The 16,324-nt window shown below is 70.8% G+C and carries 12 protein-coding genes; all 12 read left to right on the forward strand.

Annotated features, from left to right (window positions below):
- The first annotated feature begins 157 nt into the window (after positions 1 to 157).
- The 12 genes from rpoN (at position 158) to LPT13_RS02050 (ending at position 16,299) form a co-directional block, all read left to right on the forward strand.
- Positions 158 to 1,687, forward strand: coding sequence for an RNA polymerase factor sigma-54 (gene rpoN, locus LPT13_RS01995; RefSeq protein ID WP_242162961.1), 1,530 nt, complete (start codon positions 158 to 160; stop codon positions 1,685 to 1,687).
- Positions 1,688 to 1,923: 236 nt separating this feature from the next.
- Positions 1,924 to 4,146: a sigma-54 interaction domain-containing protein gene (locus tag LPT13_RS02000; RefSeq protein ID WP_242162963.1), complete on the forward strand. Its 2,223-nt coding sequence runs from the start codon at positions 1,924 to 1,926 to the stop codon at positions 4,144 to 4,146.
- A gap of 310 nt (positions 4,147 to 4,456) precedes the next feature.
- Positions 4,457 to 4,627, forward strand: coding sequence for a hypothetical protein (locus tag LPT13_RS02005; RefSeq protein WP_242162965.1), 171 nt, complete (start codon positions 4,457 to 4,459; stop codon positions 4,625 to 4,627).
- Positions 4,628 to 4,666: 39 nt separating this feature from the next.
- Entirely contained in the window at positions 4,667 to 7,006 is a 2,340-nt protein-coding gene (locus LPT13_RS02010; protein ID WP_242162967.1) for a molybdopterin-dependent oxidoreductase, read from the forward strand.
- Position 7,007: 1 nt separating this feature from the next.
- Positions 7,008 to 7,352, forward strand: coding sequence for a 4Fe-4S dicluster domain-containing protein (locus tag LPT13_RS02015; RefSeq protein WP_242162969.1), 345 nt, complete (start codon positions 7,008 to 7,010; stop codon positions 7,350 to 7,352).
- 87 nt (positions 7,353 to 7,439) lie between these two features.
- On the forward strand, positions 7,440 to 7,712 hold the full coding sequence (locus LPT13_RS02020; RefSeq protein ID WP_242162971.1) for a hypothetical protein: 273 nt from the start codon (positions 7,440 to 7,442) through the stop codon (positions 7,710 to 7,712).
- A 61-nt stretch (positions 7,713 to 7,773) separates the two neighbouring features.
- Positions 7,774 to 8,121 (forward strand): hypothetical protein, encoded by a 348-nt coding sequence (locus tag LPT13_RS02025; protein ID WP_242162973.1) that lies wholly within the window; start codon positions 7,774 to 7,776, stop codon positions 8,119 to 8,121.
- Positions 8,122 to 8,238: 117 nt separating this feature from the next.
- Positions 8,239 to 9,528, forward strand: a complete 1,290-nt coding sequence (locus tag LPT13_RS02030; RefSeq protein ID WP_242162974.1) for an MFS transporter — start codon at positions 8,239 to 8,241, stop codon at positions 9,526 to 9,528.
- Positions 9,529 to 9,645: 117 nt separating this feature from the next.
- Positions 9,646 to 10,869 (forward strand): MFS transporter, encoded by a 1,224-nt coding sequence (locus LPT13_RS02035; RefSeq protein ID WP_242162976.1) that lies wholly within the window; start codon positions 9,646 to 9,648, stop codon positions 10,867 to 10,869.
- A gap of 4 nt (positions 10,870 to 10,873) precedes the next feature.
- Entirely contained in the window at positions 10,874 to 13,018 is a 2,145-nt protein-coding gene (locus LPT13_RS02040) for a leucine-rich repeat domain-containing protein (protein WP_242162978.1), read from the forward strand.
- Between the two features lie 12 nt (positions 13,019 to 13,030).
- Positions 13,031 to 14,806 carry a vWA domain-containing protein gene (locus tag LPT13_RS02045; protein WP_242162981.1) on the forward strand — a complete coding sequence of 592 codons (1,776 nt, stop codon included), beginning with the start codon at positions 13,031 to 13,033 and terminating at the stop codon, positions 14,804 to 14,806.
- A complete protein-coding gene (locus tag LPT13_RS02050; protein ID WP_242162983.1) occupies positions 14,797 to 16,299 on the forward strand; it encodes an ATP-binding protein in 1,503 nt (500 codons plus the stop codon). Before LPT13_RS02045 ends, LPT13_RS02050 begins: the two co-directional genes overlap by 10 nt.
- Positions 16,300 to 16,324: the final 25 nt, after the last annotated feature.

The following is a 16,324-nucleotide window of genomic DNA, read 5'->3' on the forward strand; positions in this document are numbered from 1 at the left end:
CTCTTGAGAAAGAGGCGGCGGGTTGGGTGGGGTGTCGCAATTTGAGACGGGGGTGGGGCGGGGGTTCCTGATACCATAGGCCTGTTGCCCTCGGCGGCCCTCGGGCGGACGAGGCCGGGGCGCCGGGGTCGGAATGCGCGTGTCAGGGGGGACAGGCATGCACCAGGGGCTCATCGTCGAGCAAAGCCAGCGGATACAGCTCACCACCGAGGTCCGGCAGGGCATCGCCGTCATGGCGATGTCGGCGCTGGAGCTGCGCGAGTTCGTGCGCAACCGCATGGAGGAGAACCCGTTCCTCGTGCGCGCGGACGAGGCGGACGCTGTCCCGGGCGAGGGCGGGCGCGCGGGCGCCGCGGAGCGCCGTCGGCGCAACGCCGAGCGCTACGGCGGCGACCCGGCCGACGGCTACGGTGACAGCCCGTGCGCCGGCCGCGCCCGGGGCGACGGCGCCTGGGACGGCTCCGCCGCGCGCGCCCCGCGTGCCGACGTCGCCGGCGAGGCCGTGTGGGAGCGCGGCGCCGATGCGGCCGACTGGGAGGCCGACCGCTACGGGCTGCCCTCGTCGTTCGCGGCCGACGCCGACCCCGACGGCATCTTCGGCCGCTGCGCGCGCGATGAGGAGTGCCTGGAAGACCAGATCGAGCGCCAGATGGCCATGGAGCTGCGCGATCCGCGCGACCTGCGCATCGCCGCGCGCCTGCTCGAGGGCCTGGACGAGCGCGGCTACCTGCGCATGGATACCGACATCGTGGCCGACCAGATGGGCGTCACCCCCAATCGGGTGGAACGCGTGCTCCACGTCATGCAGACCTGCTGCGAGCCGGCGGGCATCGGCGCGCGCAGCCTCCAGGAGTGTCTGGTCGCCCAGCTCCAGGCGCGCGGCGCCGACGACCCGGCGGTGCTGCTCATCGTCGAGGAGCACCTGGGCGACCTGGCCGCCGGGCGCATGGCGGCGGTGGCCGCCGCGGTGGGCGTGACGCCCGCCGACGTGCGCCGCGCCCTCGACGTCATCGGCAGCCTCGACCCGCGGCCCGGCAGCCGCTTCGTGCGCGCGGCCCCGGCGGTGCGCCCCGAGGCGGCCATCGTGGCGGTGCCCGGCGGCGGCTACGAGGCGCGCATGGACGAGGATCTGCTGCCGCGCGTGGTCGTCGACGGCACCTACCGCGACCTCGCCCGCAGCCAGCGCGCTGACAAGAAGACCCTGCGCCTGCTCGAGGCCATGCTCCACGAGGCCGAGGGCGTCGTGCGCGCGGTCGACCTGCGCAAGGCGTCGGTGCTGGCGCTGGCCCAGCTCATCGCCGAGGAGGAGGCCGCCTTCTTCGACGAGGGGCTGGCCGCCATGCGCCCGCTCACCATGGCGGAGGCCGCGCGCCAGGTGGGCGTGAGCGAGGCCACGGTGAGCCGCGTGGTGAACGGCACGTTCCTCGACACGCCGCGCGGCGTGCTGGAGATGCGCTACTTCTTCCACTCGGGCGTGGGCGGCGCCGAGGGCGAGACGTCCTCGCTCGCCGTCAAGCAGGCCATCCGCGAGCTCGTCGCCGCCGAGGACGCGCGCAGCCCCCTGAGCGACGCCGAGCTGGCCGATGCGCTGGAGGGGCGGGGCATGGCCGTGTCGCGCCGGACGGTCAACAAGTACCGCACGGCCCTCGGCATCCCCTCCCAGGCGCACCGCCGCGAGTACCGGTAACGCCCCGGTGACGCGCCGGCGGCCGCCGTCTCAATTTGACGCGTTCTCAAAATGAGACGGAGAAGGGGTCGCGGAAAGGGAAAAATAGGGTCGGCCAGCCGGCGGGAGCCCTCCGCGCGGCTGGCACGATTCTTTCAACTGCCGGTACTGAGGCGCGGTGGCACCGGCGCGGCGGGAGGTTCCGCCACGCCGGCGACGGGCCGGCCTCATCCGACCCGAGGGCGAAGGGGGGAGCCATGGGCGAGCGGGACTACGAGGTACGGCGCATCTTGGATCCCCGGCAGGGGGGCGCGCCGGCGATGGGGCGCTCCGCGTGGGAGGCCCTCGCCGAGGCACGCCGCCGCTTCATCGCCGACGGCGTCCTCCTGGCGCCCTGCCCGGCGCTGCGTCCCGAGATAGCCGAGTCGTGGGACCGCTGCCGCAGCGCCGGCGTCGACCCGGACGCCACCGTGCTGGCCGTGCCGCTCTCCGACGAGGACCGGCGCCAGGTCATGGCCGTCTACGGGGGCCTGGTGGAGGCGGCGCGCCCGCTCATGGGCATCATTGACGACCTGCACCTGGCCGACGACTACATCTTCGAGCTGGTCGCGCGCAACGGCGTGACCGTCCTGCAGCTGGGCAACCTCGTGCTCCACGACGTGGTGGCTGACGGCAGCATCATGAACGAGCCCTCCATGGGCACCAACGCCCACACCCTGTGCATGCGTCAGAAGACGCCGCTTTCGGTGGTGGGGCCCGAGCACTACTGCGCCGCCCTCCACGGGCTGGCGGCCCTGGCTGCGCCCGTCTTCGACAAGCACGGCATCGTCATCGCGTCGCTGCTGCTCACCCAGCCGCTGCCCGCCGAGCCCTGGTCGGAGGACTACCAGAAGCTGCTCTCCCACGCCCTGGGGTTCATCGCGTCCATCGCGTCGGCCCTCGAGCACCAGCTGGTGTTCCAGGACAGCCTGGCCATGCTGGCGGCCACCGGTGAGAAGCTCGAGGCGGCCACGGAATACGGCCAGCGGGCGCGCCACGTGCTCGACATCGCCATGGGGTTCACCAACGAGCCCATCCTGGTGCTCGACGCGGCCGGCGTCGTGCAGCACGCGAGCCCCGAGGCCATCCACCTGCTGCACCTGACGCTGCCCGACGTGGTGGGGCATCCCGCCGAGGACGTGCTGGGGCTGCCGTGGGCCGGCGTGCTCCAGGCGCTCGGCGACGGCCAGGGCGGTGAGGTGATCGCCTCGGTCGGCGGCCGCGAGTTCGGCCTGCGCGGCAACGCCGTGCGCAGCGTGGCGGGCGGCGCGCTCGACGGGCTGGTGCTGGTGCTGTCCGAGGTGAAGAACGCGCGGGGCCGCGCGTCGGGCGCCGGCGAGGAGGCGTCGATCACCTTCGACGACATCCTGGGCAACAGCATGGCCATGAACGAGGCGCGCGACCTGGCGCGGCGCTACGCCATGACCGGCGAGAACGTGCTCATCATCGGCGAGAGCGGCACGGGCAAGGAGTACTTCGCCCAGGCCATCCACAACGCCTCGCGCGCGAAGGGGCCGTTCATGTCGGTGAACTGCGCCGCCATCCCGCCGCGCCTCATCGAGAGCGAGCTCTTCGGCTACGAGTCGGGCGCCTTCACCGGCGCCGAGCGCGGCGGCAAGCCGGGCAAGATCGAGCTGGCCGACGGCGGCACGCTGTTCCTGGACGAGATCGGCGACATGCCGCTGGAGCTGCAGGCGACGCTTCTGCGCGTGTTGGAGAACAAGCGCGTCATGCGCCTGGGCGGCAAGGCCTACCGCCAGGTGGACTTCCGCGTGGTGGCCGCCACCAACCGCGACCTGGGCGCCATGGTGCGCGAGGGGACGTTCCGCGAGGACCTGCTCTACCGCCTGTCCATCCTCACCGTGCCGCTGCCGCCCCTGCGGGCGCGCAACGGCGACGTGGTGTTCTTCGCGCACTACTTCCTCAACGAGTGCCGCCGCAAGGCCCACGAGGGGCCGACGGGCTTCACGGCCGAGGCCGAGCGGCTCATCGCGACGTTCCCGTGGCCGGGCAACGTGCGCCAGATCAAGAACGCGGTGTACTCGGCGTTCTACGCGGCGCCGGGCGAGGACATCGCCGTGAACGACCTGCCCCAGTACGTGCGCGAGGGGCGCGAGGGGCTGTTCGCGCCCCTGGAGGCGCCGACCGCCGCGGCCGCGGAGGGGGAGGCGGCCAAGCCGGGCGACGCGCCGACGGCCACGCCCCCGGTGACGGCGCCCGCGGGCATGCCGCTGCCGCCGCGCGGGGAGGAGCCGGGCGCGGCGGATGGCGAGACGGTGTCGGTGCCCGACGAGCTGCTGTCGCTGCAGGCGGTGGAGGAGTCGGCGATCAAGCTGGCGATGGTCTACGCCGGCGGCAACGTCGCCCGCGCCGCCGAGCTCCTGGAGATCAGCAAGGCGACGCTCTACCGGAAGATAAAGGAGTACGGCCTGCGGCAGTAGGCGTCACAGATTGAGACTTCCCGGGCTCTTAAACGATTTCACAACGGTCTTTCTCTCTCAATATGAGAAAGGCCGTTTTTCTTTTCCCAGCGGCAGCCCTGCCGCCGCTGGCCGGCGCGTCGATGCCGTTCCCAGGTAACGCCAGGTCAACGGCGATCTTCGAAATTTCTCGAAAAAATTTCCCCGCGGGCGCCGCCGCTGGCACGCCTCTTTCAACTACCCCCTCCAGAGCGCGGAGAATGCGAAACCCGCCGCGCTCGAGTTCGCGACTTCCGACTGAGCATCGGAATGAATCGAGAGGAGGATGCAGATGGCAGAGGAGAGGAAGGACCTCGACAGGGATTTCCAGCAGGCCCGCAAGGACGGCAAGATGGTCGATCCGGAGAAGAACAAGCAGGCCTGGCAGCAGAAGGCCCAGGACGCCTCGGGGCGCGATTGGACGAAGCCGCGTCGCCCCACGCTCAAAGACGGCGAAGTCTAGGGCATTCCGAATCGGAGAGAGAAGAGAGGTAAACAAGCTATGCTTACCAACGAGCTCGAGGGCGTCAACAAAGACGTCTACAAAACCGACTGGCAGTGGCAGGAGGGCGAGTACACCGTCACCCGTACCAACATGTGGACGGCCCCCGGCTGCCACAATGGCTGCTCCGTTCTGTACTACACCAAGGACGGCAAGGTCGAGAAGATCGAGGGCGACCCGCTGAGCCCCTACAACCAGGGCCGTCTGTGCATGCGCTGCCTCGACGTCGTCGAGACGTTCTACCATCCCGATCGCCTGAAGTACCCCCTGAAGCGCGTCGGCGAGCGCGGCGAGAACAAGTGGGAGCGCATCACCTGGGACGAGGCCTACGATGACATCGTGAAGCACGTCCGCGAGATCCAGGAGGAGTTCGGCCCGGAGGCCATCGTGTCCATGCAGGGCACCGGCCGCAACATCTGCTGGCAGACCCCCTACCTGAGCTACGCCGGCTTCGGCAGCCCCAACTTCGTGCTGGGCTTCCTGTCGGGCGACGCCTGCTACCTGCCCCGTACCACCATCGGCCACTGCTTCATGGGCGACTTCTTCGTGGCTGACATGTCGCAGCACCTCGAGAAGCGCTACGCCGATCCCGAGTACGTGTATCCCGAGTACATCCTCAACGTGGGCAACAACGCCCTCGTCTCCAACGGCGACGGCTTCTTCGGCCACTGGATCGTCGACGTCATGAAGCAGGGCGGCACGAAGCTCATCGTGCTCGACCCCTCCTGCACCTGGCTGGCCTCCAAGGCCGAGTACTGGCTGCAGGTGCGTCCCGGCACCGACGCCGCCGTGGTCATCGCCATGCTGAACACCATCATCGAGGAGGATCTGTACGATCACGACTTCGTCGAGAACTGGTGCTACGGCTTCGAGGAGCTGGCCGAGCGCTGCAAGGAGTACCCGGCCGAGCTGGCCGCCGAGATCTCCGGCGTCGACGCCGAGCTGATCCGCCAGGCCGCCCGCGCCTTCGCCGGCGCCAACCCCGGCACCATCCAGTGGGGCCTCAAGGTCGACCAGACCGTCTGCGGCATCCCGCTGGCCCAGGCCCTGCTCTCCATGGGCGCCATCTGCGGTGACATCGACGTGCCCGGCGGCATGATGATCCCCCGCTGCGCCTACGACATCCCGGACTCCTACGGCTGCGGCATGTGGAACCTGTCCGACGAGATGCTCGGCAAGATGCTCGGCGTCGAGACCTCCCCGCTGCACGCGCTGGGCTTCGACCCCACCGCCAACGGCGACACCGTGCTCAACGCCATCGAGACCGGCGAGCCCTACCCGATCAAGATGCTGTTCATCCAGTCGACCAACCCCATCGCCAACATGGCCGCCGACGCGCCCCGCGTGTACCGCGCCATGCGCTCCGTGTCCTACAACGTGGTCGTCGACGTCTTCATGACCCCGACCGCCATCGCCTGCGCCGACATCGTGCTGCCCTGCGGCATGTCCTCCGAGCGTAACTCCGCCCGCGTGTGGTGGTGGCCGCTGCGCTCCATCGTCAAGGTGGCCGACTACTACGAGGCCAAGTCCGACGAGCAGATCATCCTCGAGCTCGGCAAGCGCCTCGAGCCGCGGCTGTTCCCCTGGAACACCGACGTCGAGCTGATGACCTGGTGGATCCAGTCCGGCAACCGCTTCCACGCCGGTTGGCCGCACAAGACCGACGAGACGTTCCCCGAGCTGGTCGAGAAGGTCATCGACTGGCCGGACGACTGGGCGTACCGCAAGTACGAGCTCGGCTGGCTCCGCGACGACGGGCAGCCCGGCTTCAACACCAACACCGGCAAGTGCGAGCTGTTCAACACGCTGTTCGACGCGTGGGGCTTCGACCCGATGCCGTACTACGAGGAGCCGCCTGAGAGCCCCGTGTCCACCCCCGAGCTGTTCGAGGAGTACCCGTACGTGCTCACCACCGGCGCCCGCACCTGGGAGTACTTCCACTCCGAGGAGCGCCAGGTTCCGCGCCTGCGCGAGTCGCATCCCGATCCGCTGACCGATCTGCATCCCGACACCGCCGCCAAGATCGGCGTGTGCGCCGGCGACTGGATCTGGGTCGAGAACATGCGCGGCAAGTGCAAGCAGCGCGTCCGCATCAACCCGTCGCTCAAGCCCGACACCGTGCGCTCCGAGCACGGCTGGTGGTTCCCCGAGACCGAGGGTGCCGAGCCCAACCTGTTCGGCGTGTTCGACTCCAACATCAACAATCTGACGGTTCAGGGCGTCACCGGCCCGACGCTGTACGGCGCGCCCTACGCGAACCAGATCTGCAAGATCTATCCGGTCACGAAGGAGAACGACTGCTCGCCCAGCGAGATCGTGACCCGCAAGGGAGGTTTCTAAGATGGCTGAGAAGTACGGTCTTTTCATCGACTATCAGTGGTGCACCGGCTGCCATTCCTGCGAGATGGCCTGCAAGGTCGAGCACGGCTGGAAGGCCGGCGAGGCCAACGGCGTCATCCTGTTCGAGGACGGCCCGCGCATGATGGCCAACGGCAAGTACGAGTACAACAACCTGCCCGTGTTCACGTCGCAGTGCGACCTGTGCGCCGACCGCACCGCCATGGGCAAGCTCCCGACCTGCGTGCATCACTGCCAGGCCGCCTGCATGAAGTACGGCCCGGTGTCGGAGCTCGCGAAGCTGGCTGAGGCCACCCCGCGCTCCTGGGTGTACGTGCCCGAGCAGTAAGAATCCCCCGACCCAACGCCGGCGCCCCTCCCGTGCAACCGGGGCGCCGGCCCCCCAGGGTCGGCACAGAGCGAGTGAGGAGAAGCTATGTGTTTTAGACCTGCCGCCACGGTGACCATCGTCAAGTGCCTTGAGTGCGGAACCTTCAACAAGCCCACCGACGCCACCTGCAAGAAGTGCGGCGCCGACCTGGCCGAGTCCAAGAAGGCGGCTGAGGACGCCATCGCGGCCTCGACCCCCGCGGCCCCGAAGGAGATCTCGCTGACCCCCCAGGGCCTCGACAACGCCCCCACGGCCCCCGGCGCCCCGCCGGCCCCCGGCGCTCCCGCGCCCAAGGCCCCCGGCGCCCCGAAGGCCTAGGCCCCAGGCCCGTCGCGTGACCGTTAGGTGAGAGGATCGTCCATAAGGAGGGGAGGCCCTCATGCCTAATTGCAGGACCTGCAGCCCTTGGTGTCAGCGTTGCCATAAGAAGGCTGAGTTCAAGTACCCGGTGCCGTGCCCGCAGTGCGGGTGGTACAACCCCTACGATCGCGAGGTGTGCGCGAAGTGCGGGGAGGTCCTCGAACACGATGACGCCAAGGCGGTCACGCACCTGAACGCGGAGGTGAAGAAGGCGTGCTTCTTCTGCACGCCCTTCGAGAGGCCGCTGTGCGGCGATTGCCTCAAGGAGGGGCGCACCAAGATCTGCCCCTCCTGCGGCAGCTACGTCCTGGGGAGCCGGGACACCTGCCGCCGCTGCGGATACGAGTTCGGGGAGGCGGGCGCCTGAGACGCCCCGCCGCCCCGCGACGCCGCCGGGGATGCGCCCCGCCGCGGCTCCTCACCCCGCGATCTCACTGAAACCCTAGTTCTCCTGCATATGAATAGCGGTTGAGAGGGGAAATTCATGACAAGGAAGCAAAAGGCGACCACCACTGCGTGGCTGATAGTCATCATCGCCTTCCTCGGGGGCCTGGCCCTGGCCAGCGCCCAGAACAAGGTGCCCCCGGTGATCGACGTGGTCATGGCCGACTTCGGCATCGGCGAGACCGACGCCGGCTGGCTGACCTCGGTGTTCACCATCATGGGCATGATCACGGCGCTGCCCGCGTCGTGGCTGCTCCAGCGGCTCGGCGCCAAGAAGATCGGCGTCATCTCGCTGGCCTGCTGCGCCATCGGCTGCGCGCTCGGCGCGTTCTGCACCGAGTTCTGGATGCTCTTGGCCACCCGCGTCATCGAGGGCGTGGGCGTCGGCATGATCGCCGTGGTCGGCCCCGCCATCATATCCATGTGGTTCCCGGCCGAGAAGCGCGGCCTGCCCATGGGCGTGTGGGGATCGTGGATGATGGCGTCCCAGACCATCCTGTTCTTCTTCGGCGGCGGCCTGGCCGCCAACTGGGGATGGCAGGGCGTGTGGTGGTTCGTGTTCATCCTGTGCGTCATCGCGCTGGTGCTCTACCAGTGGAAGGTGAAGGAGCCCGACGGCGACATGCCCAACTACGCCGAGGGCGAGGACCCGGAGGAGTTCCACTTCGGCGAGGGCTTCAAGTCCGGCTCGACGTGGGTGCTCACCGCGTGCGGCCTCATCTTCACGTTCTGCTGCTTCGGCTTCGCCACCTACATCTCGTTGTACTGGGCCCAGGAGTTCTTCGCGGGCGACATGAACCAGTCCAACTGGTGGGTGTCCGTGATGTACGCCATCGAGGTGCCGGTGGTCATCCTGCTCGGCTGGGTGATGAACCACATCAAGCTGGGCAACCGCCGCTTCATGGGCGTGATCGGCTTCGCGCTGTACACGTTCATCCTGTTCTTCTGCTTCAGGATGGAGGACCCGGCCCTGCTGCTGCCCTTCATCATCATCTACCCGTTCCTGGAGGGCGCCATCCCCACGGCCTACTGGACGATGATCCCGTCGACGGCGAAGAAGCCGGAGTACGCGGGCACGTCCATCGGCATCCTCAACGTGGGCCTGAACATCGGCACCCTGCTGGGCCCGCCCATCACCGGGTTCTTCATCGAGAACTACGGCTGGGCGGCGGCCACGGTGCCGCTGGCCATCGCCTCGGTGGTCGGCGCGGTGCTCTTCGTGTTCGTGAAGACGTACTACCACGGGCACTCCGAGGGGTCGATGACGCCGGAGGAGCAGGCGATCATGGACGAGCAGCAGGCGAAGCTGGCGGCCAAGGCGGCCAAGTAACCTGTTCGACGGACCTTGAGAACCCGGGGGCGCAGCGGTCTGGCACCGCCGCGCCCCCTGGTGCTTGGAGTCCCCGTAAGCAACGGGCCCGCGGGCCCGGAGACGAGGTAGATCTACATGAATATGAAAAGGGCCTGGACCGTCGCCCTGGTGACCATCTTCGCCGGCGTGGCGCTCGCGCTCGTGCAGAACAAGGTGGCGCCGTGCATGGTGACGCTGCAGAACGCCTTCGGCATCGATATGGCATCGGCGGGCTGGCTGAGCTCGCTGTTCTCGCTGGTGGGCATCATCATGGCCATCCCGGCGTCCATCATCCTGAACAAGCTCGGCCCCAAGAAGAGCGGCATCCTGGCGCTGGTGTGCGCCATCGCGGGCTCGCTCATCGGCATCTTCGCCGGCAGCGTGGCGCTGCTCATGGCGAGTCGCGTCATCGAGGGCATCGGCGTGGGGCTGATCTCGGTCATCGGGCCGTCGATCATCGCCATGTGGTTCCCCGAGGCCAAGCGCGGCCTGCCCATGAGCATCTGGGCCGTGTACCAGATGGGCGCCCAGGCGGTCATGTTCTTCCTGGCGGGCGTGCTGACGACAGCCTTCGGCTGGCAGGGCATGTGGTGGTTCGGCCTGGCGGCCTGCGTGGTGGCGCTCGTGTTCTACGTCATCTGCGTGAAGAGCCCGCGCCCCGAGGACAGCTATGCCGACGTCGAGAGCCCCGACGTGTCCATCGCCGAGGGCATGAAGTCGGTGCCCACCTGGATCATGGCCCTGGTCACGTTCCTGTTCTGCATGGGCTGCTTCGGCTTCGTCAACTGGATCGCCACCTACTGGGCCACGGTGCCCAGCATCGGCGAGGGCGCCAACATGTGGGTCGGCTACTTCTCGCTGGCGGCGGTGGTGGCGGCCATCATCATGGGCACGGCGCTCAACCACATCAAGAACCGCAAGGCCTTCGGCGCCGTGGCGCTGGTGCTCTACGGCGTGGTGGCGCTGTTCGGCATGACGCTGGACAACCCCACTCCGCTCGTCGTCTTCACCATCGTGTACGGCTTCATGGACGCGGGCTTCCCCTGCGTGCTGTGGACGATGACGGCCCAGACGGTGCGGAGGCCCGAGCTGGCCGGCGTGGCCACGGGCGTGGTGTGCATCGGCTTCAACGCCGGCATCCTCGTTGGCCCCCCGCTCATCGGCGCCGTGGCCGAGAGCATGGGCTGGACGGCCGCGGGCTGGGCCATCGCGGCCTGCTGCCTGGCGGCGGCGGTGCTGCTCATGTTCGTGCGCACCTACAGCGCCGAGGAGCAGGGCGAGCCGGGCGCCGGCGCGCCGGCCGAGGCGGCCACCGAGTAGGCCCATGGGCGACGGCTTCGCACAGAGGGAGCGTCTTGAGGGCACGGCCCGCGGGGATGAGAGCCCGCGGGTCCTGCCCTTCGGCGTCGTGATGCGCGACCTGGCCGAGGGACGCCACCTGGTGGCGCGCCGGGCCGAGTACGCGGCGGCTGCGCGCGCGGGTGGCGCGGACGCGGAAGGCGCGGACGCGGAGTGCGGCGCGGGCGCGGCGGGTGCGGCGCGTGCCGCGGATGGCGCGAATGGCGCGGGCGGCGGATGCGCGGCGGATGCGCCGGACGCGGCGGGTGCCGCGGGCGAGCCGGAGCGACCGCTGCCGTCGGTGCGGCTGAGCCCCGTGGAGCTGCGCAACCTGGAGATGATCGACGATCCCGCCCTGGAGGGGCTGCGCGCGGCGCGCGGAACGGCCGCGCCGGCGCCGCCGCGGGTGCGGCCCGCGACCGGTGGGGAGGGCGCCGGCGCGGGGCCCGACCCGCGGCGCCTGCAGGGCGGGATCGTCGACCATCTCGTCATCGGGCCCGAGGTGGAGGTGGTGGAGCCCGGCCCGCACGGGCCGCGGGCGCGCCTGTCGGTGGCGGTCGATCCCGCCAACCCGCGCTTCTCCACCGACGGCCGCGCGCTGTTCTCCCGGGACGGCCGCGTGCTGGTGGCCCTGATCGTGCCGTGCGCGGCCTATGACGTGCCCGACGGGTGCGTCGAGGTGGGGCCGCGCGCCTTCGACTCGCTGGACGGGCTGGAGCGCGTGTCGCTGCCCGAGGGGCTGCGCCGCATCGGCCGGCTCGCCTTCGCCAAGTCGGGGCTCGCCTTCGTCGCGGTGCCCGGCACGGTGGACGAGGTGGGGGAGAAGGCCTTCTTCGGCTGCGCCGCGCTGCGGGCGTGCCTTCTGGCCGAGGGCGTGCGCGCCGTCGGCGCCGAGGCGTTCGCCCAGACCGCCCTGGAGCGCATCGCGCTGCCCGCGAGCCTGCGCGAGCTGGGGCGCGGCGCCTTTCGCGCCACCCCGGCCCAGCGCGCGGCCCACGCCGGCGCCATCACGGTGGACGCGGGCAACCCCGTGCTCGCGGTGGACGCCGACGGCGGCCTGTACCGCGACGGCGCCTTCGCCGAGCTTCTGAGCTGCGTGCCGGCCTACGCCGTGCGCCCGGGCACGCCCCGGGTGCTCGACGGCGCCTGCCTGCGCAACGCCACGCTGCGCGCGGTGACGCTGCCCGAGGGGCTTGAGGCCATCGGGGACGACGCCTTCCGCGGCGCGCGGGGGCTGCGCGAGGTGGCGCTGCCCGCCACGGTGCGCTCCATCGGCGACCGCGCGCTCATGGACACGGCGGTGCGCCGGCTGCGCCTGCCGCGCGACCTGGGCCACCTGGGGGACTCGGCCCTGCTCGTGCAGGGGGAGAACCCGCTGCGGTCGTCTCGGCCGCTCCAGGACATGGAGCTCGACCCGGCCAACCCGCGCTTCTACGTGGAGAGCGGGCTTCTGTGCGAGCGGGGCGCCGGTGACGGCGGGGCCGACAAGGCGCTCCTGTACGTGGGGCCCGATTCGCGCGTGCGCATCCCCGACGCGGTGAACCGCCTGGCGCCGGGCGCCTTCCTGGGCGCCACGGGGGTCGACGAGCTCACCGTCCACGGGCACCTGCACAGCGTGTGCGCCGGGGCGCTGTCGGTGGCGCGGTCCATCCCGCTTCTGCGGGTGGAGTTCCCGCGGCCCCTCGACGGCTGGGCGGACGGCGAGTTCCCCGTGCCGTCGCTGTCGCCGCGCTACCGCACCTACACGCACCTCATCGGCACCGACGCCGAGGGGACGGCCTTCCAGTTCGCCTACTACGACTCGTGGGTGTCCCACGCCACGGCCATCGAGGAGCTGGCGCCGGCGGCGCTCGGGCGGCTGCGGCGCCCCGTGCGGCTGGACGGGGAGATGGCGGCCATCTACCGCGGCATCCTCGCGCGCAAGCAGGCCGCCGTCTGCCGGCTGTTCGCCCAGCGGGGCGACCTGGAGGCGCTCGAGGACCTGGCGGCGTGGGGCCTTCTGGGCCGTGACGCCGTCGAGGACGAGCTGCGCGCCGCCACGCGCGCGGGCAACGCCCAGGCGACGGCGACGCTGCTGGAGCTGGGGTGCCGGCGCGGCTGGGTCGGCGCCGGCCTGGACATGAGCCTGTAGGGAGGTGAGGGGATGGCCCTGAGAGACGAGACGCCCATCGCGGAGGGGGACGTGGCGCTGCTGGCCCGCGCCGCGCGCGAGCGCCTGGCGGCGGACGGCCGCGCCGACGGCGACGGCGAGCGCGTGAGCCTGGCGACCGAGGAGCGCATGGCGCGCCGCCGCGCGCGCTTCGAGGCGTGCGCGCCCGTGGCCGCGGCCATCCTGGAGGAGGCGCGCACCACGCTGGCCGTGCGCTTCCGCTTCCTCGACCGGGCGCTGTGGCGCATGCCGCTCGTGCCGCTGTTCGAGCTCTACGGCATCTCGAGCGACGGGCGCAGCCTGGTCTACGACCCGGTCTACGTGGTCGACCGCTTCCGCCTGGGGCAGGCCGAGGTGGTACGCGACGTGGCGCACTGCCTGTTCCACTGCATCTTCCGCCATCCGTTTCTGCTGTACTCGGTGCTGCGCAAGCCGTGGGACGTGGCCTGCGACATCGCCATCGAGGCGCTCATCCTGGACCTCATGGGCGACGACTTCCCGTCCAACATGGACCGGCGCGCCCGCCAGTCGCTGCGCCTTCTGCGCGCGCAGGTGGACGGCGTCATCACGGCCGAGCGGCTCTACCACCTGTTCTCCAACGAGGGCAACAAGGTGGACCTGGCCTCGCTCGCCCCGCTGTTCTGCCACGACTCCCACGCGCTGTGGTACGCCGACGCCGAGGATCCGGCGCCCGCGGGCGGCGCCGAGGCGGCGGACGCGGGGCAGGGGCGGCCCGAGGGCGGCGCCCGCACGGCGCAGGGGAGCGACGTCGAGGCGCTCGACGAGGTGGCCGAGGGGCCCGTGGAGGTGCCGCGCCCCGACGGGGGCGCCGCCGCGGACGACGCCGGGGACGAGGCCGCCGCGGCCTCTGGCGACGCGGGGCGGGACGCGCCCGACGACGCGGCGGCGTCCGGCGAGGGCGCGGGCGGCGCCGACGGGGCGCCCGAGGCTCCCGGGGCCGCCGCGCGCGAGGAGCTGGCGCGCGCCTGGGAGGACGTGGGGCGCCAGATGCAGGTGGAGCTGGAGACGCGCCTCATCCGCCAGGGCGAGGGCGCGGGCAGCCTGGCGGTGGCCCTGCGCGCCGTCAACCGCGAGACGGGCGACTACGGCGCCTTCCTGCGCCGCTTCGCCGCACTCCACGAGGCGCTCGGCGTCAACGACGACGAGTTCGACTACATCTACTACACCTACGGGCTCGCCCGCTACGGCAACCTGCCGCTCATCGAGCCGCTCGAGTACCGCGAGGATCGCCGCATCCGCGACTTCGTCATCGCCGTGGACACGTCCGAGTCGTGCTCGGGCGCGGTCGTCCAGGCGTTCATGCGCAAGACCTACACGCTGCTCAAGCAGTCCGAGAGCTTCCACGACCGGGTGTGCGTCCACGTCATCCAGTGCGACGCCCGGGTGCAGGAGGACACGGTCATCACGTCGCTCGAGGCGCTCGAGCTGTACCTGGACGGCCTCGAGCTCAAGGGGTTCGGCGGCACCGACTTCCGCCCCGTGTTCGACCACGTGGCCCGGCTCCAGGAGCGCGGCGAGCTGCGCGACCTGCGCGGGCTCATCTACTTCACGGACGGCGAGGGGACCTACCCCCGCAAGCCGCCGCCGTACGACGCGGCCTTCGTCTTCCTGGACGACGGCTACTCCGACCCGCAGGTGCCCCCGTGGGCGCTCAAGGTCATCATGGACGAGAGGGAGCTGGGGGTGGGCTCCGTCACGGTGGCGGAACCCCGGCGCGATAGGGAAGGCGAGGGCCGGCCATGGACATAGCCAAGGCGAAGCAGCAGGTGAGAGACACGATCGAGGCCTACCTGGCCCGCGACGAGCACGGCGAGCCGCTGCTCGCGCCCAGCCAGCAGCGCCCCATCTTCCTGGTGGGGGCGCCCGGCATCGGCAAGACGGCCATCATGGCCCAGATAGCCGACGAGCTGGGCCTGGGCCTGGTGTCGTACTCCATGACGCACCACACGCGCCAGAGCGCGCTGGGCCTGCCGGTCATCGTGCGGCGCGAGTACGGCGGGCGCGAGTACGACGCGTCCGAGTACACCATGAGCGAGATCATCGCGAGCGTCTACGACTGCATGCGCGAGAGCGGGCGGGAGCAGGGCATCCTGTTTTTGGACGAGATCAACTGCGTGTCCGAGACGCTCTACCCGTCGATGCTCCAGTTCCTCCAGTTCAAGACGTTCGGGCGCCACGCGGTGCCCGAGGGCTGGATCGTGGTGACGGCGGGCAACCCGCCCGAGTACAACCGGTCGGTCCACGAGTTCGACGTGGTGACGCTCGACCGCGTGAAGCGGGTGGCGGTGGAGCCCGACTACGCCGCGTGGCGCGCCTACGCCGCCGACAAGGGCGTGCATCCGGCCGTGCTCACGTTCCTGGACGTGAAGAAGGACCGCTTCTACGTGATGGAGTCGACGCTGGACGGCAAGGCGTTCGTCACGGCGCGCGGCTGGGACGACCTGTCCGACATGATCGGCGCCTACGAGCGGCTCGGCAAGTCGGTCGACCGCGAGCTGGTCGCCCACTACGTGCAGAACGAGCGCGTGGCGGGCGAGTTCGCCGCCTACTACGAGCTGTTCGGCAAGTACCGCGACGACTACCGCGTCGACGACATCCTGGCCGGCGCCGCGCCAGAGGGCGTGGTGGAGCGCGCCCGCGAGGCGCCCTTCGACGAGCGGCTTTCGCTGGTGGGGCTACTATTGGACGCGCTGGACGGCGAGCACCGCGCGATCATGGGGCGCGTCGACGTGCTGACGGCCGTGCGCGACGACCTGCGCGGCGTGCGGGCCGCGGTGGACGCGGGCGCCGAGGTGCGCGCGGCCCTCGACGAGGTGATGGCGCGGCGCGAGCGCGACCGCGCGGCGCTGGCGGCGTCGGGCGGCTCGTCGGCGGCGCGGCGGCGCCAGGCGGCCGACGAGCGCGCGCTTCTGGAGGAGGTGGCCCGCGAGGCCGCCCCGGGCGCGGGCGAGGGGGCCGGCGCGTTCGCCCGCGTGGAGGCCGCCTTCGCGGCCCGCGCCGACCTCGCGCCGGCCGCCGCGGCCGCCGAGGCGCGTCTGGCCGCCGCCTTCGCCTTCCTGGAGGAGGCCTTCGGCGACGCCCAGGAGATGCTCGTCTTCGTGACCGAGCTCACCCAGCGCACGCCCTCGGCCCGCTTCATCGCCCAGTTCGGCAGCCCGTCGTACTATGGGCACAACCAGCCGATGATCCTGTCCGACCGCCAGCGCCGCCTGCGCGAGATGGTAGAGGAGCTGGACGTGTAGCGGCGGGCGCCGCGCGGCAAATCTC

The sequence above is a fragment of the Adlercreutzia faecimuris genome (assembly GCF_022669055.1).
GTDB lineage: Bacteria > Actinomycetota > Coriobacteriia > Coriobacteriales > Eggerthellaceae > Enterorhabdus > Enterorhabdus faecimuris.

What these genes read in the sequence shown, in the direction of transcription:
- rpoN (WP_242162961.1), top strand. Translation starts at nt 158, where the DNA reads ATGCACCAGGGGCTCATCGTCGAGCAAAGCCAGCGGATACAGCTCACC.
- LPT13_RS02000 (WP_242162963.1), top strand. Translation starts at nt 1,924, where the DNA reads ATGGGCGAGCGGGACTACGAGGTACGGCGCATCTTGGATCCCCGGCAG.
- LPT13_RS02005 (WP_242162965.1), top strand. Translation starts at nt 4,457, where the DNA reads ATGGCAGAGGAGAGGAAGGACCTCGACAGGGATTTCCAGCAGGCCCGC.
- LPT13_RS02010 (WP_242162967.1), top strand. Translation starts at nt 4,667, where the DNA reads ATGCTTACCAACGAGCTCGAGGGCGTCAACAAAGACGTCTACAAAACC.
- LPT13_RS02015 (WP_242162969.1), top strand. Translation starts at nt 7,008, where the DNA reads ATGGCTGAGAAGTACGGTCTTTTCATCGACTATCAGTGGTGCACCGGC.
- LPT13_RS02020 (WP_242162971.1), top strand. Translation starts at nt 7,440, where the DNA reads ATGTGTTTTAGACCTGCCGCCACGGTGACCATCGTCAAGTGCCTTGAG.
- LPT13_RS02025 (WP_242162973.1), top strand. Translation starts at nt 7,774, where the DNA reads ATGCCTAATTGCAGGACCTGCAGCCCTTGGTGTCAGCGTTGCCATAAG.
- LPT13_RS02030 (WP_242162974.1), top strand. Translation starts at nt 8,239, where the DNA reads ATGACAAGGAAGCAAAAGGCGACCACCACTGCGTGGCTGATAGTCATC.
- LPT13_RS02035 (WP_242162976.1), top strand. Translation starts at nt 9,646, where the DNA reads ATGAATATGAAAAGGGCCTGGACCGTCGCCCTGGTGACCATCTTCGCC.
- LPT13_RS02040 (WP_242162978.1), top strand. Translation starts at nt 10,874, where the DNA reads ATGGGCGACGGCTTCGCACAGAGGGAGCGTCTTGAGGGCACGGCCCGC.
- LPT13_RS02045 (WP_242162981.1), top strand. Translation starts at nt 13,031, where the DNA reads ATGGCCCTGAGAGACGAGACGCCCATCGCGGAGGGGGACGTGGCGCTG.
- LPT13_RS02050 (WP_242162983.1), top strand. Translation starts at nt 14,797, where the DNA reads ATGGACATAGCCAAGGCGAAGCAGCAGGTGAGAGACACGATCGAGGCC.